Source organism: Paenibacillus sp. GQ49 (assembly GCF_059759055.1).
In genome coordinates, this window is the sequence record NZ_JCAXEL010000027.1 from 11,774 (window position 1) to 36,933 (window position 25,160).

Consider the following 25,160-nt stretch of genomic DNA (forward strand, 5'->3'; position numbering starts at 1 on the left):
AATAGATCAGGAATCTTTGATAAAAATTTCATAAGAAATATGTTATTTTGAGTAACCTGAAAAATCCTACAACTGCTTTCAATTCATTTAATTAATATTTGTATACCCTTGCAATTAGGTGGGGTACTTCATGTTACAATTCATCGCATAAAAATCATTTATTTCTATGATGGTTAATGATTTTTAGAATTAATTCTTGGGATATTTCGGAACTTGCCTTTACTTTATTATTATAATAGGGATTCAATAGTCTGTTTGCTTGTGCAGACTTCATACTCTTATAAGCATAATTAGAATTCAGCTGCTTTATTAAATACGTTTGAAAATCTTTTTGAAAGTTATGCCTCTTAGCCAATTCTATCCTGCTATAAACCCCATCTCCGCGTTTTAATACAATGGCGCTCTTACCAGAGTAACCAAACATACCTGCTCCACCTGTATCTCCAAATAATCTAATGGATATATTTATATCAAGAATGTCACTTTTTGAGCGATCAGAAGATATTAATTTACTAATAGAGAAAGTATACGCTAATCCATTTAATATGTTATGAGAAATGAGCATATCGAGGTGGTGCTTCCTCATAAACAACTTATCTGAAGCTGGTCTTAGTTTCATAATCGCTTCTTCGAGACCCTGAAAACTCTTTGCCGATAACCAACTTATTCTAGATAAGTTTTCTAAAACGGTCTTTTTGTTCAATACACCATGACGCTTTAATAGTTTCGCTGGCGAAGTTTCACCTGTTATTGCCAGATAGAGTTCGTTATACGAATGGTCAATAAGTGCATTCAAGTTAACTATGTACTTCCTCAAACTTGCTTTGTCTGTTGTAGCACCTATAGTAGAAAGTTTTACATTTAACCCCAATGGCAGTCCTTTTTCAATGGTTTGTTCAGGATCAGGTTCCGTAACTTGAATACAAAGATCAGTTGTCTTCAGTAAGTTACTATGTATATCAAATAAAATACTCGCTCCTAGAAAACTAAAAGGATCTACAATTCTCCTTCTTTCATATTTATCTTTTAACTCTCCATAAACGGTAGAATTCTTTTGTATCTGATCTTCAACTTGGTTATTTACAATGTAAAAATGGGTATGAAATCGTTTAACAGGTTGCAATCCATCGCGATCTAGTGTCCAGGGGTCATGATTAAATACAATTCTTGCTGTTGTATCGTTTAGATCATATTTTTCAATGACCTCTTCTTCATGAATAAAGTCAATGAATGATGATAATAAATCAAAATATAGAAGATTTTCCTCTCCTGAAAGTTGATTTATTGTCCTCTTCTCTTTCTTACTGTTTTCAATAACCATGACTTCCAGTAAACTATGAGCAAGTTTTTTATCCATAATTGCCAACTCTCCACCATTCTTTGTCATAAAAACTAGTGGATTAACAATATGAGCCTCAGGCACAGTAGGGACGGTTATACCAACTGCGACTCTCATTTCTCGTAGATTTTCAGGCGAAAGAAAAATATCGTTTGACACTTAAATACTCCTTCCAAAGAATGATGCAAATAAATACAAAGTATAATATATCCCAAATAAATACTTTTTTCAAATACAAACTTAAACTTATCATTTGATTTCCTAAATAAAGTTTCTATTACTTAATTAGTAATAATGACATTATGATAAATAATCATATTATTTTGTTGTCTTTCAAATATGGTATTAAGTTAGCTTGATTGATTTTTCTCTCGTTTTTGAAGGGGCATTAGTGAGCAGCACAAATCAAATCTGATCAGGCATGTAGCAAAATAGATGAGAATCGGATATTCTTCAAGGAATAATTTGCAACGTTCTCCCACTTACGATTCGTCTTCCGAACAGGGAGAGCAATCTTCACCTTTAAGAGCGAAGCGGCTGTTCCAGTGGCCGATAACGACTTCCGTCCGGCTTGCAGCAGAAACATCATATCTACTTTCATAAATTTCAGGCTGGCCAACATACTCTCAAAAGTATTTAGGTTATTCGCTTCCAATCTATTTTTCTTCAAAATGTCTCCCACTCGCGTATACGTCTCGTTGGAGGTGTGATCTTTTCAGTGTAGTACCATTCCTGGTATGTCCCATATCTAGAACATTTTCTGTTGCGCCGCGTCCGCCCGTTTGAACGGTTTCCGTTTCCCCACCTTTGGAAACCAGCAATACCATGCGCGTCGCAGCATCCCAATCAATTTCATAACAACCTACAGCATCTCCAACAATACGGATCGGCGCGAAAGTTGCTTTTCAAAGTAATCGTCTTTCCGTTAACCATGGCCGTAATCGTATCATCTGTTGCTGCCGTGAGCTTCACATCCATTGCGCCCAGCATGGATCGCAGCAGCACAAGTATTGTTCCTTTATCCAAAAGCATATGTTTCCATTTTATTCACATTATGTATTCTCTTTTAAGTATAATAGTAGTTTGAAATTTGTATAATAATAGAAGGTCCCATCTAAATTTAATACAATAAAGATTAAGATTGGGTGACACTCTGTTCCAGCGCAGCAAATCCCTCTTCATTTACTTAATTCCAGCACGCCACAATCTGATACACCACTAATAGAGCCTGTACCCATCAGGGCATCCTTTAACGCAGATCACTTTTGTAACAAACAAGTATCACTGTTGCAATATGTTATTTGTTTTATAGCTGGTACCATGTTAACAAAATACATAAAGCACATTATACAACAGAAAATGCAGTATCACTGTGGATACTGCATTCTGTTGAAAGAACATTACGTAATTATTTATTACTCATTGAATAATTGGAGTTTGCGTGTTTGCTGACAACATAAAATAAAACTACCGACAAAATACTAAAAAGTTACCGACATTATAATATAAAATAAACATCAGTAATTCATCTAGAACGATAAGCTTCCTTATTTCATCGACTCAGACAGCTCTGTGAAAATAACACCTAACGCATATGCGCCAGCGTCAGGGTAGCCCAGACTACGATCGCCGACGGCACCTGCACGTCCCATACGTGCCACGATGTCTTCCGTTTTCTTCGCACCTTCAACGGCTGCTGCTGCACCTTTGGCAAATGCTGTTTTGAAGTCATCGCCAGACTCCGCACTTTGAGTCCAGGAATCGGCACACGGAACGAGTGCATCGATCAAGGTTTTATCACCTACAACGGCGCCACGTCCGAAGGAACGTTCTCCTGTAGACTGAATCCCTTGCACCGCTGCATGGATCATCTCGGCGAATTCAGCAACGTTTAATTGCTGTTTATCCCCTACTGCTTTGCCAGCCGCACGGAATGCCGAACCCCAGATTGGGCCGGATGCGCCGCCACAATATTCCATGATGACCAAGGAACATGCATCGAGGAATGATCCGATGTCTTTTTTATCTTCGTTAATGATGTGATTCCATTCGCGTTTCAACTGGCGGAAGCCTTTTGCAACACTCATACCGAAATCGCCATCACCGGCATGGGAATCCAATTCACAGAATGGTACTTCATTCTTGATGATGATCTCACCCATTTTATCGATCAGATAGACGACATTGTCCAGTGAAAATTGATTGCCTTCGATGACCGCAGCTGATGCATCCGTCTCCACTTCGTAAGATACGGGAGCGTCTTCACCCACAACAGCTTCCAGCGCTTCGGAATACGCCACTTGTGCTGCTGGAGGGCCGGATACTTTAAATGCAGGTGTATCACTTTCCTTGAACAACAGCGTTTTTAGTTCCTCATCCAATTTCAGGATCGTAACCGATGCACCCGCCATATCGATACTTGTCATGTAGTTGCCAACAAACGTAGTAGCGACCTTCAGACCTGCATGTCCAGCAAGCTCACGCTGAACGGAATTGTTGAGCAGGTACAGTTCTTGTAGTGGCGTTGCACCAAAACCATTCACGAGCACCGCAATCTCAGCGGATGCATCCTTATCCAACTTCATGTCTGCGAGCAATGCTTCGACCATACGTCCTGCCAATTCATCAGCCGATACGATTTTCTCCCGGCGAATCCCTGGCTCACCATGAATCCCTACGCCGAATTCCATCTCATCTTCAGCAATTTCGAATGTAGGCGTGCCTTTGGCGGGTACGGTACAGGATGTGAATCCAAAACCAATACTGCGCACGTTCTGAGCTGCTTTCTCGGCAACGGATTTCACATCTGCCAGACTGCGGCCTTCTTCGGCTGCTGCTCCGGCGATCTTGTGAACCAGTACAGTTCCGGCAACGCCGCGACGCCCAACGGTATACAAACTGTCTTGTACAGCGATGTCATCCTCAACACGTACATACTGTACGTTGATGCCATCTTCTTCAGCCAGATGTGCTGCATTCTTGAAATTCATCATGTCGCCGCTGTAGTTCTTGATGATCAGGAGTGTACCCTTGTTGCTGGCTGTTGCCTTGATCGCTTGATACACCTGGATTTGGGAAGGAGATGCGAATACATCTCCACACACCGCTGCATCCAGCATGCCTTTACCCACATAACCAGCGTGAGCCGGTTCATGTCCGCTGCCTCCGCCACTGATCAGGCTGACTTTATCGGCCTGAACCTCTCTGCGTTTGATGACTTTATATTTTTTCAGAAATTCAAGCTCCGGGTGGGCAAGCGCAATCCCGTTGCACATTTCCATAACAACATGTTCGGCCTGGTTAATAATTTTCTTCATTATTTTACCTCCCTGCGAGCTGCTTTGTACTCACGGCCCATGCGATCAGCCGCTGCAATGGCAGCAGCCACTTCAGGAACGGTGATTGGGAATGGCATCGCGTGAATGGATTCTTCCGGAATACAAGCGATCTCTGCCACTTTCAACAACTCTTCCTGACTAATCGTGTCTACACCGATATCCGCCAAGCTGATCGGCAGTCCCACTTCAAGACAGAAGTCCATGACTTCATGCAGCTCTTCGGTTGGTGCATTTTCCAGTACAAGTTGTGCAATCGTACCGAATGATACTTTTTCACCGTGGAAGAAATGATGTGTGCCTTCCAGAACAGTCAAACCGTTGTGGATTGCATGTGCTGCGGCCAGACCTCCACTTTCGAATCCAAGACCTGACAACAGAATGTTGGTCTCAACGATGTTTTCCAGCGCTTGTGTCACGACGTTACTGTCACTTGCTACTTTTGCTTTTGCACCGTCAGTCAGCAGCATTTCATAACACAGTTTTGCCAGTGCAAGTGCCGCATTGGTACCTACTGCAGATGGGGTATACCCTTCGCGGGAACCCATTGGCAGACTTGCGTTTACACGGGAATAAGATTTCGCTGTTGCTCTTGCTTCGAAGTATGTAGAGAGCGCATCTCCCATACCGGATACGAGGAAACGGGTTGGTGCATTAGCAATTACCGTTGTATCAACGAGAACCACACTTGGGCTTTGTTTGAAGTAAGCATAGTCATCGAAAGAACCGTCCGGTGTGTACAATACAGCCGAGTGACTTGTCGGTGCGTCTGTTGCCGCAATCGTTGGACAGATGATCAGTGCTTCGCCTTCTGCTACACATTTTGCCGCATCAATGGCTTTACCGCCACCAAGACCGATCGTAGAGTCACATCCCTTTTCCTTTGCGATCGCTTGCAGACGAGCAACTTCCTCACGGGAACATTCCCCTTTAAAACCGCTTTCAACAAACGTAATATTAAATTTCTCGGCTGTTGCATCCAGCTTTGCTTTGACACGCTGTACATCATCGGGATGTGCAATCAGCAAAGCAGATTCTCCGAAGGATTTAACAAAGTACCCTAGGTTCAACAACTCGTCTTCGCCTTGTACATATTTGGTTGGGCTGATAAATGCTTTTCTCATAATATTATATGCCTCCTAAGGATATGAAATAGTGTAGTGATTACATCAAATTTTAATTTCTTACAATTGACCTTAATATAACGCATGAGCAGCAGGTTTACAGTGGACTTTGATAACAAATTATTATAATTTACAATCGTAATTTTTTGCTTTTTGGCACAATCATGGTATGTTATTGTCATGAGATGGTTGAATTTTGACCTCCCATTATACATTACCCGTCATCATTACATCTTAATATGTACAACTTGCTAACTTTTAACGGCCTAAATTATGAATCAGGTTAGCCTATGGAGGTTGCACCAATGATTAAAGAATATCTGCATATCAACAAAATTCTCGACCTTAATAAATGGAAGCGTCTACAAGATTCTCTCGCAACAGTAACCAAACTTGCGATCCTCACCGTTGATTATAAAGGCATTCCCGTAACCAGTCACAGCAGCTGTCAGGCTTTCTGCCAGAATGTACGTAAAGACCCCGAGCTGCTCCCCTACTGCCAAAAATGTGATTCACGCGGTGGTCTGGAAGCGGTCCGGTTGAATGAACCTTATGTATATTTATGCCATTTCAATATTATTGATATCGCGATTCCAATCACGATTGATGGCAAATATATCGGCGCCGTCATGGCAGGACAAGTGAAACTCGCCGATCCGGAAAAGGGTAGCGACTTGGAGCAAATTGTCACGTCCAAAAACGTACCCATGCATGCAGCCAAACTGGAGGAATTAAAGGATGATTACGCCCAACTGCCTGTGATGACCTATGAAGAGATTGTGAAAATCTCCAACATGTTATCCCTGCTCTGCAACTACATTGTAGAAGAAGCGCTCAACAAAAATCTGTTAGTGGAAATGTTCGAGAAAGCTTCAGGCAATCAAGAGACTCTAAACCTCTCCACCATTCTGCCGGGTTACTCCATTCGTAATATCGAGTCGATCAAAAAAGAGATGACCAATGCGATAGCGGATGCTTATCTGAAGAACAGCCCAAGTGACACGGAAAGCTCCAGCCCGGTGCTTCAGCCTGCTTTTGAATACATTCACAGTCACAAGAGTGAGCAGGTTTCGCTCAAACAAATGGCCGATCTGTGCCACCTAAGTCCGAGTTATTTCAGCAGACTGTTTGCCAAGGAAACGGGTGAGAACTTCACAACCTACTTGGCAAAACTCAAGATAAAGTGGGCCAAGCAATTGCTTGAGGTTACCGACATGCCTGTCTCACAGATCAGTGATGAGTTGGGATTTAATGAATCGGGATATTTTATCAAAATATTCAAAAAGTTTGAGGAGATTACGCCTGCCCTCTATCGCAAATACATCCAGGAGAAAATGTAGGTCCACTGATACTTTTTTCGTATCAAAGATGAGGTTAAAAGATATTTCACCTATTAATCTACCATTGCTACAATGGAGTCCAGATGACTTAGGGAGGCGACATGAATGGAATATCGCAAATTAGGAAACAGTGGATTAACCGTCAGTGAGATTTCACTCGGCAACTGGATTACGCATGGAGCGCAAGTCGAGGATGGTATAGCAGAAGCTTGTGTTCAGGCTGCATTGGAGGCAGGCATTACTACATTTGATACCGCAGACGTGTACTCCAATACCAAGGCAGAAACCGTACTGGGACAGGCTCTTAAGGATGTAAGAAGAGAAAGTATTGAACTGTGCACCAAAGTCTGTCACCCAACCGGCACAGGTCATAATGACCGCGGACTTTCACGTAAACACATCATGGAAGCCTGCAATGGTTCATTACAACGTTTACAGACGGATTATATCGATGTCTATTACGCTCACCGTTATGACTACAATACTCCGCTGGAAGAGACGTTTCTGGCATTCTCCGATCTGGTGCGTCAGGGCAAAGTTCATTACATTGGCGTAAGTGAATGGAACGCGGATCAGATTGCACGAGCAGCCGCTTTGGCGAAGGAACTTCATATACCCTTCATTGCAAGTCAGCCCCAATATTCGATGTTGTGGCGTGTGATTGAGCAAGAAGTCGTACCTGCAAGCGATCAAGCAGGACTGGGACAGATCACATGGTCTCCTCTTGCTCAGGGTATACTATCAGGAAAATATGCGCCTAACGCAGCATTGCCCACCGGATCACGCGCAGCTGCTGAGGCAGGAGCACCCTTTTTCAATAAACTGGCTGGACAGTGGTTACGTGAAGATGTTCTTACCGCTGTGCAACAGCTTGTTCCACTCGCTAAAGAGATTGGTCTAACTCTTCCTCAACTCGCTGTGGCTTGGGTTCTACAACATTCGTATGTCAGTTCCGTCATTATCGGCGCATCCCGGCCGGAGCAGGTATTGGAGAATGTGAAAGCTTCTGGTGTGAAACTGGACCCTGCGATCATGACTCGTATTGATGAAATATTGAATCCATGGATTGAGCGTGATCCAGCCAAGACGGGATAGTTTCTTTTTTTACTACTCACAACATAACTAAGTTGTACTAATCATTTACACGAGAACGGAGAGGACAGAAAAAACCTGAAAAAGCGGAGCGTTCGCCTTTATCACCAGATTTTCCCCTTGAGAAAAGGGATCGAAAAAAATCTGGGGATAACAGCGATTGGAAGGTTGTTCTGTCATCGCAGTGTAAGTGTAAATAACCTTTAGCGCAACTCATATTCCCCATCAACAAAGTTCATAAAACGTGATACCACTTCCTGATTCATATCCGTCCGCCATGCCGTGTACAACGGTACGGAGGGCGGATTTTCTTGTAATGGAAGAAAGACTACACCCTTTCGCTGGAACACATCCACCGATGACGGAACAATGGAAATGCCCATGCCCGCCGCAACGAGATTCACAATCGTATACATCTGGATCGCTTCCTGCGTAATTCGAGGATCTACGCCATGCTCCCTGCAATAATCCAGAACGAGACGATGGAACGGAGAACCCAGATGCCGTGGGAATAAAATAAAATCTTCATCCGCCAGTTCTCGAATTGAAACTTGAGTCTGAGAAGCCAACGGGTGATGATCTGGCAATACGGCAATCAACGTTTCCATCTGACAGGGGCGGAACGAGACATGACGAGTATCTTCCTGATATCGCAAAAATCCAATATGGATCTGTCCGTCTTCCAGAGCCTGCAATTGTTGGGACGAAGTCATCTCACGCAGCGTCAATTCAATCTGCGGATACGCAGCGCGAAATTTCCTAAGGACATCCACCATAATGCTCCCCGAAGCCGAATCCACAAAGGCTATGGTTATATGCCCGATGATGCCCTGATCTGCCTTTTGCGTAAGCTGAATGGATCGTTCGAGTTGGGCCATGATCAGTCTGGCCTGTTCCAGAAATACGGCACCTGCCGGGGTGAGACGAACCATTTTTCTGGTGCGCTCCAACAACTTCACGCCAAGCTCATCCTCTAAATTCTGAATCTGCTGGCTCAGCGGTGGTTGCGTCATATTTAATTTTTCCGCTGCACGGTGGAAATGAAGTTCTTCTGCCACCGTGATAAAGTATCTTAACTTTCGAATATCCATAAGCCGATTGCGCATCCTTCCGTCTACCTTGTTAATTCATTTGTTCCTGAACCCAGATTGCCGACTCAGCCAGCATTGTCATCAATTCATTAAAATCCACAGCAATCTCCCGCAGAGGAGTTTCCCCTGCATCGTGAATCAACATCATTATCTTGCCTGAACTTTGATCCAGTATAGCCGTACTTCCTTCACCAAATCCACCAATCAGGAAAGGCTGGAGGTCAGCTGGCAGCTCGTATTCTTTCTCAACTTCACGGTAAGCTTCCAGAAAATCCGGATAAGCCCAGTTCAGTTCTTTCACCGAATACAAGGCAGGATCGCCAAAATTACATGCACCGAATTCAAGCAAAAGTGCGCGATACGCTGCGGGCAGTTTTACATTATACTTTTGCTCAAAATCCTCAATGCTCTGTTGCGTTTCAGGAGTACACCCATCTCCCATTGTTGTATCGTAGGCTTTTACCAAAAGATCACGAATCGGTTCTAATTCCATCGACTTCACTTGAACTCCCCCTTTTAGGTATCTTTCTCCACTGATCAGCCGTTGTGAATTCAATAGTTCTCCTTGAAGCGCAACACCTTACCCAAACAAGAGTCGAGCATTAAAATCAACTTTTTATCTCACCTGTTTACGCAACTCTTGATCCAGCCATTCCAGTGCTGCACGCAGCTTGTCCTGAGGAACTTTCTCATAACGATCACCCGTAGACAATTCAAAGGCACAGCTGTTCCCACTTGTTTTGTTCAGATATGAAGTCATTCCTATGCCATACTGCTGAGCCATTTGCACAAGAATTAGTTCAACTTCGGCAGCAGCCAGCGCAAAGTGCACATGGAACATATTGGATACAGGTACCTCGGGCAACGTTTGTATCCCGTGACACGCATTCAGTAGGGAGGCGAGTTCTTGAGCCTGCTCGTAATACAGTTCCATTTTGCCAATCCGCTCATTGTAATAATACTGAGAACTGAGAATGTACGGATACAGACCGATCAGATCGCCCCCGTGCCGACGTTTCCATACTTTCGATTCCTGCATCACATCGGGATCTCCCGCCAATATAGCCCCCGCAATACCTCCAATGCCTTTATAAAAGGACACATACACCGTATCAAACAAACTGCAAATCTCCGCAGGCGTTTTCTGATAATAGGGAGTAATCTCAAACAGGCGTGCCCCGTCCAGATGCAGCTTAATCCCGCGTTCACGACAATAGGCCGAGATCGCTTCCAGTTCTTCATACGCCGGTAATTGCCCACCAATCTCGCGTTGCGGAAGTTCCAACAGCAGACAGGCAATGTCCTGATCAAGCGCTTGTACATCTTCCAAACGAATCAAACGATCCTTGTCCGCAAGTAAAATTGATTCAATCTGATGCAACTCTTTCAGTCCGTCTTCCTCATGGATTTCCAGATGACACAGAGGGTGATAAGCTACTCGTTTTACATCTTTGCGGTCACACCAGATCCGTAATGCTATCTGCTGCGCCATTGTTCCACTTGGAAAAAATACCGCCGATTCCTTGCCAAGAACGTCAGCCATCTGTTGCTGAAATTCTTCAATGAGTGGGCCGTTCCCGTAGTGGTCACTGAACAACTCCCCATCGATCTGGTCCAGTACGTTCTGAAGTACCTTCACTTGGCGACTGCCATGACCACCTACAATAATGTCTGCCTGATTAAAGGCATCAGCCAACGTTAACACAGTTTCTTTCAAGATCACTCACTCCTTTATAGTGCATGTTCATAAACGGACTTTTGAACAACCTCTTATAGGTCTGGTTCTGTAATAATCTCAACCAAAGCGCTGAGTGCACTAGATATATGTTCACCACGGGAATACACAAATCCTACTTCCAACCGACAATAGGGATCAGGCAAAGACATCACCGCGATCTCACCTCTTAATTCTGCTTTGGTAACCGAAGAACGTGGCAGCAATGATACGCCGAGCCCGGCAGATACACCATTCAGAATCGTGTCCAGTGTTCCATATTCCATGATGTTAAGCGTGTGGATACCCTGATCGTTCAAAAAGGATTCCGCCTGAGTTCGATGAGTGCATCCAATCTCAAAAAACAACATCGGCCTGGACAATAACGTGTACATCTCATGTACTCCAGGTTCAGCGATCAACACCAATTCCTCGTCATACATCTTCATATAATTCAGCTCAGGATGATCAATTGGGCCATATATTAAGGCTCCATGCAATTCATGTTGGATGACCTTCTGGTTCAGTTCATGGGTCCCACCCGTGACAAGCGAATGCTGTACTTCCGGGTAACATGAAGTATATTCAGCCAAGAGCGGCGTCAGAAAAGTAGAAGCTGCTGTCTCTATGGCACCCAGACGAAGCATGCCAGCTGGTGGGTTACCCACTTGTGTGGCCTGCTCTGCTTCATATAATAATTCCAATATTCTATCCGTATACCCAAGCAGGTTCTCGCCCGCTGGTGTAAGCGACATCCCCCGATTGGAACGATGAAATAGCGGTACTTGCAGTTGGGTCTCCAACTGTTTAATCCGTGCTGTTACATTGGACTGCACATAATTAAGTGAGAGCGCAGCTTTACTGATACTACCTTCGCGGGCAACCGCCTGAAATATTTTCAAATCACCTGCATCCATATCCTGATCACCTGCCCGTCGTTATATCGGCATTCTGCATCATCCGATTCATGCAAAGTGCTTATCTATTATTTTCAATGATACTGACAATCATTTTTGTTCATTTTACGTGAATCTGCTCCGTCTGTACAATGAGGCTCAGTAGTGAAATCTGGCTACACAGACAGGAGGAATATTGAACATGAAAGCTATTATCCATTCGGGCCAGAGTGGCCTTGCAGGTCTTCAATATACAGAGTCAATCTCTCGGGCACCAGAAGCCGGGGAAGTGCAGATTCAATTAAAATCCGCTGGTATCAACCATCGGGATCTATTCATCATGGCAGGACGCGGAACCCAGGACACCCCGCTCATTCCCGGTTCCGATGGAGCAGGGATTATCGTAGCGATTGGCGAAAGCGTAAGAGGGTTCGCAATAGGAGATGAAGTCATTATCCATCCTACGCTCGGTTGGGAACATGCATCTGAAGTGCCGACCGTACCTGATATTGTTGGTGGCCCTACGGATGGAACGCTCGCACAATATATAACGTTGCCTGCTGCAAATGCCCTGCCTAAGCCAACCCACCTATCCTGGGAGGAAGCAGGCGTGCTGTCCCTTTCAGCCCTGACGGCCTATCGCGCCTTATTTACTCGCGGCGTAATGAAGCAAGGTGAACATGTGCTCATTCCCGGTATTGGCGGTGGTGTAGCGACCTATGCCCTCCTCATGGCAGTGGCGGCTGGTGCCAAGGTGACCGTCACCTCCAGAAGTGAAGCCAAAAGAAATGAAGCTCTGCGTTTGGGCGCTGCCCAGGCACTGGATAGTCATACCGATTGGCGTATGCAGAACGATATGGAACCTGTGGACATCATCTTGGATAGCATCGGACAAGCCATGTTCCCAAAATATTTTGATATAATCAGACCAGGTGGACGTATCGTGATGTATGGTGCAAGCTCGGGGGATGATCTGACCCTACCGATTCGCTCTATCTTCTTCCCGCAGATCAGTCTGATCGGCACCTCTATGGGCAGCCGTGAGGAGTTTATCCAGATGCTGCAATGGGTGGAGCAACATGATATACATCCTGTAATTGATGGCGTATATCCATTGCAAGACGTAGCAAAAGCATTCGAACGCATGGAAAAAGGCGCGCAATTTGGTAATCTGGCTATCCTTATGGAGTGACATCTATTTTGGAGATGGGCCTTCATGAATTGTTGAAAATTGATTTACGATAATGGGGTGAATCCATCTGACCCGTCTAGCTAAACGTATACTAATTTTTCTTGTTGCTATTATGCTTTTGGCCCAAATTCCTATGTTAAAAGAAACCTTAGCCCGCGGAGTTACTACGTTATATGTGAAGATAAAGTATCCCGAACATTCCTTTCAATTCCAAGACTTCAACTACGAGTCTCATTTCGGGAACTATATCATTTCATATACTGATCAAGACGAACAACTCATTAGTCTGATGCTTGAGCCCAAATTTTTTCCGGTGCTCATTATATATGATCCTTTGAATCAGCCCATTAAAGACTAGTTAGTTCACACTCTGAATCATTCAGGAGGTATCGATATGGACAATCGATTGCATTTGGTCGAATTGGTTCGCAAACTGATGGACTCTGAAGGAACGGAAGCCGAGTTGGATGACATGTTGACGGAGTTACAGCAGCGGGTTCCACATGCGGAGATCAGTAATCTGATTTTCTGGGATGATCGAGACCTGACGCCTGAACAGATTGTGGAAGAAGCCTTGGCTGCCCGTCCAATCATTCTTCCGCCCCAATCTTAATATTCTTCAGGAGGTGAACGATAGGATATGTCTGACATGTCTGATTTAAATCATAATAAAAACAATGAACACCCTGATTTTAACGAATTCAGGGGTGAAGAAAAACTACAGGCACTTCGTGATCTGATTGAGCTGACCGATAGCCATCTTACTCAGCAAGTTCTATCTATCGGTATGGATACACATGAAGAGGATCTAATCCGTATTGAAGCATGGCGAGCTTTAGGCATGGCAGGGTCTTCCCCACTTTTGGATGAGATTCGTCATGCTGCCTCGCAACTCGTTCGTGACTCGGAAGAAGATGAGGATGTACAGAATTATGCTTTACAGACTCTGGCCTTGTTACCTGCTACCGAAGCTGAGATTACGTTGGCTCAGGACGTGCTCGAGGGAGATGCCTACATTTTACTTCAAGGTGCAGCTTTTGCAATTCTTACTGCTCACAAACATATCCCAAGGGCTATCCTTGCGCTGGAATCGCTTCAATCTCATCCGAATTTCGGCGCTTCCGCCAAGCGAGAACTGCATTCCATATCAGGAAGTGATGATTTATGAATCAGGACCATGAACCATTTTCACCGGGAACATCAGAAGCATCAGGAGAGCATACTACGAAACCCATTTACCTCACCCAAGGTGAAATCAACGTCCTACAGAAGGCTATTCTGTTCCTCAAGTTTGAATCTGAAGAGACGGCTTCCTTGCTCTATGCAGGCAGTCCTCTACTGAACAGTGTGCTAGAAAAGGTACGGGACGTCTGCGCATTTGGTGAGTACGCCAAAGAACTTCACTCTCGCCCGAACGAATATGCAGAACGTTTCATGCGCGCCAAGTTGGAGCGTTCATATGCAGAAGAATTGGCACCGCGTGAACGAACGGAAGAACAGAACATTGAGATTCTCAGATCCTGCATGTATCCCTATCCGGTTAAATGAAAAAATCCTCCATACTCTCTTTCAGAGCATGGAGGATTTTTATTTCGTTATTGAGACGTAACATCTGTTAAACTGAACGTCATTGTAGCAAATACAATTCTACGGTGTATGTCTACCCACGTACTGTAAAGTTCCTTTAGGGAACTCATTCCATTCACCGGTTAATGAGAACTGTTGTGAACCCGTATATATCCCGCGTTTTCGGATAAACGTCCCTCCAGCAGGCATGAATTGATCATGTGAAGTTGGATCTCCTAACACATCTACAATTCGTCCATCCTTTTTGAGAACCAAAGCAACGACATTATACTCATTCGGGTTATACAATTCCAATTCATCATTGTAATACTGGGCTGTAGTTATATCGAAAAAGTCGTAAAAAGTATAATTGATGTTTAAATAAGGTAACCCTGGCGTAACATCAAGTATGTTTTTGGTTGTCACTTTCATTGTGGATGTCTTTTTCATCCACTGATGAACTTCCAACTGATACCCGCTTGCTTTATGTGAGGGATCACCATCACCTGTGTAATAAAGTTGAACTACACTGCGTCCGTCCCCTGCATCAGCATACTGAGAAAAAGACAACTCTGACGCGCCCTGATTTTTCGAGTTTACCTGAACAACAACGGCCCTACCGTCATTCCCTATGATCCAGAATAATAATGGAGATACACTCAAAGGGATCTGGGAAGAATTAATCGTATCCGGCCCTGTAAACGTCGAATCTGGCGTACCACTATATACTTTAAAACTCGTCTGTCCAGGGAACCAATTGGACGCTGTAAGGGTCAGAGGATCTATGACACCGGACTTCGTATTGATCTGCATGACCCCACCGTTAACCAGAGAAGCAGTACGAACGTTGAAGGTGTAATCTACCTGTCCACCTTTTCCATCCTTTGCTGTTATGGTTAGAGGAGCGACTACATTCCCTGTTCCCGGTTTTAGTATGATCTGGTTACCATTAATGCTTGCATTCACTGCTTCGTTTGAGCTATTGCTTATCGTGAATTGCAACACATCTCCATCGGGGTCACTGAATAGTTGACTCAGATCATACATGCGCTCATTCGTTACATTAGGTGTCAATACTTGTTCGTAAATGGTACTTACTACCTCAGGGGCCAAGTTAGGGCCAGCAAGCTCGCCTTGTATAGTTACGCCAAAGGACGCTTGTTCAGTACGCCCCTTCTGGTCATATACCGTTAAAGTCACTGTCGTATTTCCTTCAGCAACTGGAGCAACAGCTATCTGTGAATCATTGGCAGAGACTGTCGCTATATTGGGATCTGCTGAGGAAGCATCCACTGTTAACGTAGCTGTATCAAAATTCATCAAGTACGATGTCAGGTCAAGATTCAGAGTTGACCAAGGCCATGTTACCGTTTGATCCGGAATTGAACTGATATTCCCAGATTCAAGAACTTCAATGTCAATATAGGTTGACGCTTCTTTTCCATACATATCTTTTGCTTTGATGTTAGCTTGAAATTTACCAACCTGTTTTGGATGAATAATCAGCCTGTTTTCTTGAATATCCATCGCTGCGATCAGGAGATTATTGAAATCAAGTGGTGTATGAAACTCCAATGCATCTCCATCGGGATCATTAAAATATTTTGAGAGATCAATGACTGAATCTTCCTTGCCTACAAACAGCGTTTGAGCAGGCAGATTCTGAGTAAGCACCGGAGCGGCATTAGGCTTAGGATTGACCCTTATCTGAAATGCGGTTGAAATGAAACCACCTTTTCCATCCTCAACTGAATAATAAATGAGATATTCTCCAAATTCTAGAGCGGTAAAGCTCAGTACACCCGCTTCCTCCTTAACAATTAAGTGAGGATTAGAGGAGTATGCACTGAATGTGAGCGGGTCACCATCCGGATCTGAATAATAATCATTTAAGTTCACCGAGGGGATAGGATCTGTCAGGAAACCCAGATATGCTTCAACCCATCCTGGTGAGTTTCCTACCGGATTATGATTTGGCACTAATAGTATATCGATGTCAAAGGAATCTTCAGTGATTCCTCCGTTACCGTCATTCACTGTGTAAGATATCGTATACGTCCCATTTTGCAGTGATGTTAACTTCAGTTCACCATCATTCTCCTCTACTGTTACCCCGTCTGGATTGGATGAAGTCGCCGTATACGTCAAAGAATCACCGTCTGGATCAGTATATATAGCGTTCAATTTCACTACAGGGATATCATCCCCCAGGTATACCTCTATTTTCGATGGAGCTTCCCCCACAGGCGCACGATTGAGTGGTGGCAACACAACAACTTTCATGTCGAGTTCAGTAATTCCCGTACTGCCATCATCTGCAATTTGCCCATCATCCACCTTAATTTTAAGAATAACTTCCCCTGCCTTTTTAGGCGTTAACCTCAACACAGATTCAGCATAGTTCGATTTCACGATTTCAGTGTCCACGATTTCCGGGGCACTGTTTGTTACACTGTATAGCAACTCCGATTCATACTTCACATCATCCATAACATAGACCATGAGATCCACATCCTTGCTACCTGACTCAGCTATCAATTCCTGATCAGGAATTGGTGATGCAAGAGGAGGTCTATTCACGTAGACTTCGAATGTGGATCTCAGCCTTTTACCACGACCGTCATTTGAAGTTACTGTTATGGTAGTCGTGCCATCCTCCAAGGGAACAACATCCAATTGCGATCCATTCAGGATAACCTTTGCAACGGCAGGTTTGGATGAACTGATCGTATAAGTTACCAAGTCACCGTCCGGATCAGTCACATAATTGTTTAGGTTTAACGTTGCTCCTTGTCCATTCTGCGTAAACTTGCGACTTTCGAATGGTTTGAGTAATTCAGGAGCACGATTGGCAACAACAGGAGATGTTCCGCCTCCACTCCCCCCACTTACTCCCCCTAACGAAGGAGATACCGGATTTGGAGATGATGTTCCTGTATTTCCACTTACAACTGAAGACGAGACTCCAGCAGCCAAAGAAATCTCCGAAACTTTCACATTGCCCGCCACATTAACCTGCGCGGAAGGGTTATTCACTTGAAGCTGCTGAACGGAGCCTGCTGCATTAATGTTGACAGCGCCTGTCCCATCCACATGGAGTTGCTGTAAAGTAATGTTACCGTTGAGTTGCAGAGACTTGGATGAATTCACATGGACCGTCTCAATGGCTCCTTGTAGCTCCACTTTGCTTGCACCTTCGAGAATATTTAATAACGGGAGATTAGCCGTTTTCTCGATATCAAGCATACTGTCTGATCTAACGTTAACTTCTTGAGTACGGGTATTCCCTGTTAGTGCCACATGTACATCGCTTTTATTTACACCCACAGTATTGAGAATGGAATTTTCAAATACAACCGTATTATTATCGCCGCCATAAACGAAGACAGACTGTGCCACATTGATATTTTTGGCATAAAAATCATGTTTCACCTCGGGGGCAATCGTCAGTTTGCCCTTGACTGTAAGTCCTTGCACTGAAACAAAGTCTGCTTTCGTGGTTAGATCCCCCTGAATTACAGTGTCTCCGCCATCCAATAGCAGATTGCCGCTAAATTCAGCTTTTCCTGGGGCTGCATCCTGACCTCCCGTTCTAATTTCCAACCCGTTAATTTCGTTGAGCGTGTGATTTTGACTCTTAAACCGTATTCCAGCCTGAGCCAGTACAGCCTTATTGCGATTATTCAGAAGACCTGCCACTTGTTCAGAGATCTGATAGATAACACCGTTGATCTGAATCTGCTTTCCTTCGATGGACTGAATGACAGACAAGCGATTTTCCGGGAATAGGGCCGACAACAACATGCCTATGGCTTCGCCACGAACAAGTCCTTGTTTAACTTTATTCTCTCCCTGATATTCGCTTAGAAGTTCAGCCTTCTCAGCAGTTCGAATATATGGAGCAGCCCACGTACTCGCTCCTTTCCAATCTGAAGGAAGAGGATCTCCCTGAACTTCTTGTTTAGCCAAAGCCGTGGCTCTTACCAGAACTGTTACCAGTTCCTGTCCAGTGATCTGGGCCTGTGGACGGAAACTCCCTGTTGCATCTCCTTGCAAAATCCCCGCCTTCTTGACCGCCTGAATCGAAGGTGCTGACCAGCTAGTAGATTTCACATCCGTAAAAGATGCTGAGACTGACTTGTCCTGTGTGAGACCCAGAGCTTGAGCAAGAACAACTGCCAGTTCCTGACGGGTGATTGGGTCAGCTGCACGAACATTCCCATCTGGATCCCCTTTGATGAACCCCATGGTTACGGCCCTATTCATAACTTCGTTTAATTTGCTATTCTTATTATCATCTGAGGATATGTCAGACACAGACATAGTCTGTGCCTCCGACTTATCATGTTGTGCAGATACAGGCACAGTGTCAGTGTTGGAAAGAAGCAACGCAATCAAAGCGAGCTGCACAGTCCTTCTTATTTTTGGCATAGAGGTTCTCCTTCATGATGTGAGATATTTCAAAAATTAAGGAATGGAAGGTGAGGATGTGTAATTACCCAGACCGTTGTAGTAGTTCTCTCCTTGTTGGATCCACCGTGCCCCGTCATAATTTGCATCACCATGAACATTACCTGACGTTCTTGTTAAAGATTGCGCAGGCTTCAAGATGGCTGTATCCATAGGTTCTCCATCGCTAATCTGATAGAGTATCAAAGTGATGTCATGGGGTTGATCAATATCAAAATTAAAGGACACATAGTAGATTTCGTCCTCATTGATCGGGAAATCCGTAGAGTCATCGGCAATGACCAATGTTTTATAAGGTGCAATGGTTGTTCCGGAAGCAAACGTAATCGGATCGTCTATATCACTACGTTTAATCTCAAATTGACTAAGTTCAATTGGCTTGGACGTTGGATTATACAGTTCGATCGCCTGAGTAGTGCCTTCTCCCCAGACCACCTCGGAAATAAACAGGCCCTTTCCTGCATCCGGGTCCTCCACCTTAACCGTAAATGTCGTCTCAACATCTTTACCAGCAGGATCAGTAGCCTTAACGGTAACAGTTGCGGAACCAACAACGTTCTTGAGGTCTAAAGTCAATATATCTCCTTGGACACTCACTTCTACCACAGCTGGATCAGAAGATTGTGCTGTATACGTTAGAATGTCGCCATCCATATCTGTGAACACACCAGCCAAATCAACCGTCTTACTCACGGTACCCAATTCAACTCCAACAGTTGGCAGTGTTTTTACCACTTCAGGAGCATGGTTGATTGGTGGTTGTGGAATGATGATTGGTGGAAATGGCGGAATTGGCGGTAAAGGTGGTGGAATTAAGACCGGTTTGACCACATAAATGAATGAAGCCGATACACTTCCTCCTTTTCCATCTGCAGCTTTCACCGTAACTGTTGTTTGGCCTGTAGCAGTTGCCATAATTTTTAATTTTGAACCCTGAATATCCGCTGTAGCGATGTTAGAATCGATCTCCGTAATCTCATAGCTCAGCTCATCCGCATCCGCATCAGTAAATACAGCACTGAGATCAATCTCTTGCATGCCCTCTCCGAGATATACCATCATGTCAGAAATGCTAGACTGAACAACAGGCGGTTGATTCTCGGGAGACGGAGGTACAATAACCGGCGGCTCAGGTTCTGGAGTTGGTGTCGGCGTAGGAGTCGGTGTAGGAGCTGGTGTTGAAGATCCCGAGCCAGAATTGGAGTTGCTTGCCCCAGTATTGCTGGATTGTGTGGTCAGTGGCGGTGCACTGCGAATGATCTGTGAGGCTACGCCGCCCTTTGGAAGAATAACTGTATTCGTTTTCACACTTGCCGGTAATTGAATAATGGATTTCACGTCTTTCAACACAACTTCCTTCCACGTCCCACTTCCAAGAACAGTGACTTTGTCAGTCGTATCTACGGTTACCGCATCGATATCTCCATCAATCGTTATCGCACTTACGCCTGTTTTTAATACAACCTTGGACAAGGTATCGGCCTTGAGAGCAACATGATTTGAAGAGACTGTGACCATACCTTGATAGGAGGTACCGACCAAATTCAATGTCACGTAATTTTGAAGTGTGCCTTTTTGGGTAATCTGGATTTCTGATAAGGCAGACAGGTTACGTGTACGTGCATCATAAGTAATTACTGCGTTCTGCAATGCTTCTTTGTTCTCATCATTCAAAATCCTTTGCAATTCCTGACTGATCACAAAAGGACGTCCATCCATATAGGCAACGTCTCCGTCCAATGCAGTCAAAGAAGCTGTTCGTTCACCCGTCTGGAAAACATCTACGAGAACCTTAGCTATATCTTGTCGTTGTACCAGAGCTCTGGATTCAAATTTCCCCTCATTGGAATCCAATAACCCCAATTTCAACGCAGTATGTACCTGTTCTTTAGCCCAGCCACTCACCGTGGATTCATCTGCAAGCGTCTGTTGTTGTCCTCCTTTTGCTCCTTGTGTTCCTGTCACTCTTACCAAAATGGAAGCAAGCTCTTCCCGACGAATCGGATCGTTAGCACGGAAATTGCCTCTTGCATCTCCAGTCATCCATCCCTCTTGACGAATTGCTTCAATATAAGGAGTCGCCCAATCTGAATGTTTAAGTCCAGTGTTGGAAGTCTTATCAATCTCTAATTGTGATGCTTTGGCCAGCAACACGGCCATTTCTCTTCGAGTCAAAGGCTGGTCAGGGTGAAATGATCCATCTGGATAACCTGAGATCAACCCTTTCTCTACTGCTTCCTTTACCGCTTGAAGAGAGGTCGAGCGGATATCGTTCTGATCTGTAAAAACCGATGATATGGAGTCTGTTGATTCTCCAGTTTGCTCTGCTGCGTTGACAAATTGAGTCCCCCATAGCATTCCTACTACCAGTGAAGTCAGCAACACCTTTTTCCAATCCTGATTCATATTTGTTCCTCCCAATAAAACTTCATTTTCCGCACAAAGTTTATCAAGATGCTCTGAACAATTTCTGAACAAAACAACTAGTAAAAAAACCAGATAAAAGAAGATTATATCGATGTAACCCATACAAATTTCACTTAACATGGGGATACATTGTTCTATATAAATTTTGGAATTTTGGAACGAGAAAAATATGCAAATAACTGATCAAAAAGTGCAAACAATATGAACACATATTATATGTTTACACCCAAAATAAACTTAAACTGGTTAAAGATATTCTTTTTCTGAAAAAGCGTGTTACTATCTCAAAAATCGTTATAATAAAAGGACCTTGGTGAGATTTGTAAGTTAATGCAATCATTCAACTTAACTATTGGAGGAGAATTATGGAAACAGAAGCTTTACGCAATGTGGAACAACTAGCTCTGAAGAAACACAAGATTTATAAACAAAGTTTAATCAGGTACCTTGCACGCTCCATGCTGGCCAGTATGTTTATCGGATTCGGCGTCATCGTGGCGTTTAAGACAGGTAACTTCTTTTATATGGAGCAGTCCCCGTTTACCTATCCGATGGCAGCAATTACGTTTGGCGCGGCCATCATTCTGATCGCCTATGGCGGGGGTGACCTGTTCACGGGCAATACGTTTTATTACACGTATGCGGCGCTGCGCAAGAAACTGCGCTGGTTCGAAGTGATCAAGCTGTGGATTGCAAGTTATAGCGGAAACCTGATGGGCGCAGCTGTGTTTGCCCTGTTAATTTACCTGACGGGATTGTTCGACTCGTCTCAGGTGAATGGTTTTCTGTTAAGCGTGGTGGAGCACAAGATGGAAGTTCCGACGATGCAGCTCTTTTTCCGGGGAATTTTGTGTAACTGGCTTGTATGTATGGCGTTCTTTGTGCCGATGTTCATGAAGGAGAATGGAGCCAAAATGTTTGCCATGATGCTCTTTGTGTTCTGCTTCTTCATCTCGGGATACGAGCACAGCATCGCCAATATGTGTACGTTCGCGATTGCACTTGTGCTGAACCACCCGGGGACAATTTCATTTGATGGTGTGCTTCACAACCTGGTGCCAGTGACCTTGGGTAATCTGGTGGGTGGTGTGCTGTTGATGGGCTTTATGTATTACGCGGTGAACAAACCGTTTCTGGATGAAGAGACGCATTAATCTCTGGCAAAAAAAGATCCCCTTCCGGCCCGGTCCATTCCGTGGCTACTCGGTAAGAGAAACGCAAAACACCCCGGCAACCTTTCCATCTCAGGGAGAAGGTTGCCGGGGTGTTTCTATTGGATCTCCAAATGCAATAGCGGAAACGGATTACCGGAACTATCCAATTCGGAACGACCTGTCTGTACAAATCCCATCTTTTCATAGAATCGGGCTGCTCCAGTATTCTGCTCATTAACATCCACCTTGAGGTGACGGCCTTTGATTTTGAAGGTATGGTTTATTAGCAGACGTCCCAGACCCTGTCCGTGTTGGCTCGGATCTACAAATAACATCTCGATAAAGTTATCATCCAGACCAATAAAACCCACGGGTTGTTGCTCCGTATTCAGCGCTTCCCAAACCTCGACTTGCCTTTGTTGCAACACATCACTCACCACTTGTTTATAGAACTGAATGTGATGCTCTTCCAAAAACGTATGGGTTGCCCGCACAGCACTCTCCCAGATTCCAACCAACTTGTCATGATCCTGTTCCCGATATGCAGCGACTAACATGTCCAACGTATGCTCCTTCTCTAGTAAAAGTAAAAGGTTATGTAAAAGCCCGATCCTGAGATCGAACTTGTTTAACACTTCAAATTTAAAATAACTCTACGTATATTTTACCATGTCCATCATTCAATCTGTATCCATAATTTCCAATCTTGAGTCAACGTTCTACCTCCGTTTTTGGCTTCCAACGGAAGGTTGCTGCCGATTGGGGAGGCAGTATATATCGAAACGAATCTCCGCTCATGACTACATCAAAGGAAACTTCTGCCTCACCCGTGTTAGCTGCAACCAGCACCATCGTTCCATCCGAATTGCGGAAGGTTACGTTCTCGATCTTGCCCTGTTCTTGCGTGGAAGCAACTCTTACGGCTCCCGGACGTACATAACGGCTGATGTGGCCTAACACATAATACTCGACATTTCTAGTGATTTCATTATTCTCCGGGTCAATCGTCACAACCCCACGACAGTTCTCACAGCCACCGTTCGTGGGTCCACCTTGCGGATCAAGTGCGATGTTCCAGAGCAGTACATTTTTCGCCCAGTTGCGAGGTGCACCAATGATGAGATTGGACATCTGCCAGCTCAGATTCTCGCCAAAATCAGGACTCCACTCCCCACCACTACATTCGGTAAAATAGATATTTTTGTCCGGGAAGCGCTCATGCACTTCCGACATGGCCGATGGATCACCTGCATAACAGTGAAAAGCAGATCCATCGATATAGGTAGCAGCCTGTTCATCACCAAGCACGTTGCTGGTATATTCGACCGCCTGATCCCAATTATGATCATACACGATGATTCGCGTATCCAGTCCCACGTCCTGTAGCGCAGGGCCTAGATAATCCCGTATGAACATCGCTTGTTCATCGGCACCCATACTCATACTCGGATATTTGTCCGAGGTGAACTCCGGTTCATTTTGCAACGTGATCCCGTAGATGGGAATGCCCTTTGCCTGATACGCTTTGATATATTTCACAAAATATCTCGCGTACGCTTCATACACCTGGGGATCGTTGTAATCCAGATACCAACCGTTCGTGGTCTTCTCCCCATACTTCATCCAGGCCGGGGCCGTCCACGGTGTGCCCAGTACGTTAAGATCCGGTTTCAAACCAGCTACACGCTCCAGTATATTCACAACTTCCTGATCCTTTTCGATCGAAAATTGCTCCATGTCATAGTCCATGCCGGACTCGATATCATCATAGGTATAACTTGAAGCCACACCTGATTCATCTACCGAATAATCGGAGGCACCAATCGTATGACGCACCATATCCATGTTCAGTCCTTCCGTCGAGAACATCTCCTTGAGTAGTTGTTCTTGCTGCTCCTCTGAAAGCTGATTAATCAGATGTGCCGACGAACCCGTCATCGCTGCGCCAAATCCATCCATGGTCTGATACGTCTTGTCCGAATCAATCTGTATGGTGAACGCCGACGAAGACGTGTCTGACTCCTGCGTTGAAGAAACTGAAGAACTTATGTCTGCATCATGGTGATCGGTAATTGGAATGGGCTTCTGTGGCGTAAGCAGATTTTGCTGATCTCCCGTGGTTAACCAGACTTCGGCCGTTCTCTGCTTATCCACAACCGGTGGCGGAGCGGGTTGTTCACTTCGGCTGAGGATAAGCCAGATTCCTATACCAATACAACAAACAGCGATTAACAGGATCATCCATCGTTTGGGATGCTCTCGCCAGCCTATGTTCATCACGCTTCACTCTCCTTTCATTGTGGAAAAAGCCGCGGCCACTAGGCCACGACTCAATTTCCTAATCTATATAAAGTAGAACCAACTGCATTTGACGCAAATAACTTCACTAGGAGAACAACCTTCCAATCTCCCTGATTGCA

20 protein-coding genes are annotated in these 25,160 nt (G+C 44.5%); 7 read left to right on the top strand and 13 right to left on the bottom strand.

From position 1 onward, the window contains the following. Positions 1–154: 154 nt before the first annotated feature. The 5 genes from AC6CIF_RS29075 to AC6CIF_RS29095 all read right to left on the bottom strand — a co-directional run bounded on the left by AC6CIF_RS29075 (position 155) and on the right by AC6CIF_RS29095 (position 5,798). The gene (locus AC6CIF_RS29075) at positions 155–1,498 is read right to left on the bottom strand and encodes a hypothetical protein (RefSeq protein ID WP_442033826.1); all 1,344 of its coding nucleotides are present in this window, start codon (positions 1,496–1,498) and stop codon (positions 155–157) included. Between the two features lie 256 nt (positions 1,499–1,754). Beyond that, the gene (locus tag AC6CIF_RS29080; RefSeq protein ID WP_442033828.1) at positions 1,755–2,009 is read right to left on the bottom strand and encodes a hypothetical protein; all 255 of its coding nucleotides are present in this window, start codon (positions 2,007–2,009) and stop codon (positions 1,755–1,757) included. Between the two features lie 182 nt (positions 2,010–2,191). Further along, complete coding sequence (locus AC6CIF_RS29085) at positions 2,192–2,365, bottom strand: hypothetical protein (RefSeq protein ID WP_340910116.1); 174 nt, start codon at positions 2,363–2,365, stop codon at positions 2,192–2,194. Positions 2,366–2,886: 521 nt separating this feature from the next. Next, entirely contained in the window at positions 2,887–4,656 is a 1,770-nt protein-coding gene (gene dhaK / locus AC6CIF_RS29090) for a dihydroxyacetone kinase subunit DhaK (protein ID WP_498202485.1), read from the bottom strand. Next, positions 4,656–5,798 (bottom strand): glycerol dehydrogenase, encoded by a 1,143-nt coding sequence (locus tag AC6CIF_RS29095; RefSeq protein WP_017690500.1) that lies wholly within the window; start codon positions 5,796–5,798, stop codon positions 4,656–4,658. Before AC6CIF_RS29095 ends, dhaK begins: the two co-directional genes overlap by 1 nt. Before the next feature lie 305 nt (positions 5,799–6,103). Here AC6CIF_RS29095 and AC6CIF_RS29100 point away from each other — a divergent pair, with 305 nt between their 5' ends. Together AC6CIF_RS29100 and AC6CIF_RS29105 are read left to right on the top strand one after the other, a co-directional pair. Beyond that, positions 6,104–7,138 carry a PocR ligand-binding domain-containing protein gene (locus tag AC6CIF_RS29100; protein WP_315938113.1) on the top strand — a complete coding sequence of 345 codons (1,035 nt, stop codon included), beginning with the start codon at positions 6,104–6,106 and terminating at the stop codon, positions 7,136–7,138. A 105-nt stretch (positions 7,139–7,243) separates the two neighbouring features. Beyond that, positions 7,244–8,233 carry an aldo/keto reductase family protein gene (locus tag AC6CIF_RS29105; protein ID WP_498202486.1) on the top strand — a complete coding sequence of 330 codons (990 nt, stop codon included), beginning with the start codon at positions 7,244–7,246 and terminating at the stop codon, positions 8,231–8,233. Positions 8,234–8,433: 200 nt separating this feature from the next. Here AC6CIF_RS29105 and AC6CIF_RS29110 read toward each other — a convergent pair whose 3' ends face one another. From AC6CIF_RS29110 to AC6CIF_RS29125, 4 genes are all read right to left on the bottom strand, one after another. Then, positions 8,434–9,321, bottom strand: coding sequence for a LysR family transcriptional regulator (locus AC6CIF_RS29110; protein ID WP_076213579.1), 888 nt, complete (start codon positions 9,319–9,321; stop codon positions 8,434–8,436). Positions 9,322–9,352: 31 nt separating this feature from the next. Beyond that, positions 9,353–9,814, bottom strand: a complete 462-nt coding sequence (locus tag AC6CIF_RS29115; protein ID WP_498202519.1) for an SMI1/KNR4 family protein — start codon at positions 9,812–9,814, stop codon at positions 9,353–9,355. Positions 9,815–9,937: 123 nt separating this feature from the next. Continuing rightward, positions 9,938–11,038 carry a threonine aldolase family protein gene (locus tag AC6CIF_RS29120; protein ID WP_498202487.1) on the bottom strand — a complete coding sequence of 367 codons (1,101 nt, stop codon included), beginning with the start codon at positions 11,036–11,038 and terminating at the stop codon, positions 9,938–9,940. Between the two features lie 53 nt (positions 11,039–11,091). Beyond that, positions 11,092–11,952 (bottom strand): LysR family transcriptional regulator, encoded by an 861-nt coding sequence (locus AC6CIF_RS29125; RefSeq protein ID WP_498202488.1) that lies wholly within the window; start codon positions 11,950–11,952, stop codon positions 11,092–11,094. A gap of 181 nt (positions 11,953–12,133) precedes the next feature. On the opposite strand from AC6CIF_RS29125, the gene AC6CIF_RS29130 reads away from it, so the two are divergent. The 4 genes from AC6CIF_RS29130 to AC6CIF_RS29145 all read left to right on the top strand — a co-directional run bounded on the left by AC6CIF_RS29130 (position 12,134) and on the right by AC6CIF_RS29145 (position 14,671). Further along, positions 12,134–13,123 (top strand): quinone oxidoreductase family protein, encoded by a 990-nt coding sequence (locus tag AC6CIF_RS29130; protein WP_498202489.1) that lies wholly within the window; start codon positions 12,134–12,136, stop codon positions 13,121–13,123. 394 nt (positions 13,124–13,517) lie between these two features. Continuing rightward, positions 13,518–13,736 (top strand): bacteriocin immunity protein, encoded by a 219-nt coding sequence (locus AC6CIF_RS29135; protein ID WP_498202490.1) that lies wholly within the window; start codon positions 13,518–13,520, stop codon positions 13,734–13,736. Positions 13,737–13,772: 36 nt separating this feature from the next. Then, positions 13,773–14,291 carry a HEAT repeat domain-containing protein gene (locus AC6CIF_RS29140; RefSeq protein WP_498202491.1) on the top strand — a complete coding sequence of 173 codons (519 nt, stop codon included), beginning with the start codon at positions 13,773–13,775 and terminating at the stop codon, positions 14,289–14,291. Then, positions 14,288–14,671 carry a hypothetical protein gene (locus AC6CIF_RS29145; RefSeq protein WP_498202492.1) on the top strand — a complete coding sequence of 128 codons (384 nt, stop codon included), beginning with the start codon at positions 14,288–14,290 and terminating at the stop codon, positions 14,669–14,671. The genes AC6CIF_RS29140 and AC6CIF_RS29145 overlap by 4 nt, the downstream gene beginning before the upstream one ends. Before the next feature lie 99 nt (positions 14,672–14,770). Here the strand turns inward: AC6CIF_RS29145 and AC6CIF_RS29150 are convergent, their stop codons facing one another. Continuing rightward, on the bottom strand, positions 14,771–19,120 hold the full coding sequence (locus tag AC6CIF_RS29150; protein ID WP_498202493.1) for an S-layer homology domain-containing protein: 4,350 nt from the start codon (positions 19,118–19,120) through the stop codon (positions 14,771–14,773). A gap of 36 nt (positions 19,121–19,156) precedes the next feature. Continuing rightward, positions 19,157–21,565 (bottom strand): S-layer homology domain-containing protein, encoded by a 2,409-nt coding sequence (locus tag AC6CIF_RS29155; protein ID WP_498202494.1) that lies wholly within the window; start codon positions 21,563–21,565, stop codon positions 19,157–19,159. Positions 21,566–21,951: 386 nt separating this feature from the next. Between AC6CIF_RS29155 and AC6CIF_RS29160 the strand changes: the two genes are divergently transcribed. Continuing rightward, on the top strand, positions 21,952–22,740 hold the full coding sequence (locus AC6CIF_RS29160) for a formate/nitrite transporter family protein (protein WP_433750862.1): 789 nt from the start codon (positions 21,952–21,954) through the stop codon (positions 22,738–22,740). A 116-nt stretch (positions 22,741–22,856) separates the two neighbouring features. Here the strand turns inward: AC6CIF_RS29160 and AC6CIF_RS29165 are convergent, their stop codons facing one another. Together AC6CIF_RS29165 and AC6CIF_RS29170 are read right to left on the bottom strand one after the other, a co-directional pair. After that, a complete protein-coding gene (locus AC6CIF_RS29165) occupies positions 22,857–23,297 on the bottom strand; it encodes an acetyltransferase (protein ID WP_498202520.1) in 441 nt (146 codons plus the stop codon). A gap of 154 nt (positions 23,298–23,451) precedes the next feature. Next, complete coding sequence (locus AC6CIF_RS29170; RefSeq protein WP_498202495.1) at positions 23,452–25,017, bottom strand: glycoside hydrolase family 30 protein; 1,566 nt, start codon at positions 25,015–25,017, stop codon at positions 23,452–23,454. Between the last annotated feature and the right edge of the window lie 143 nt (positions 25,018–25,160).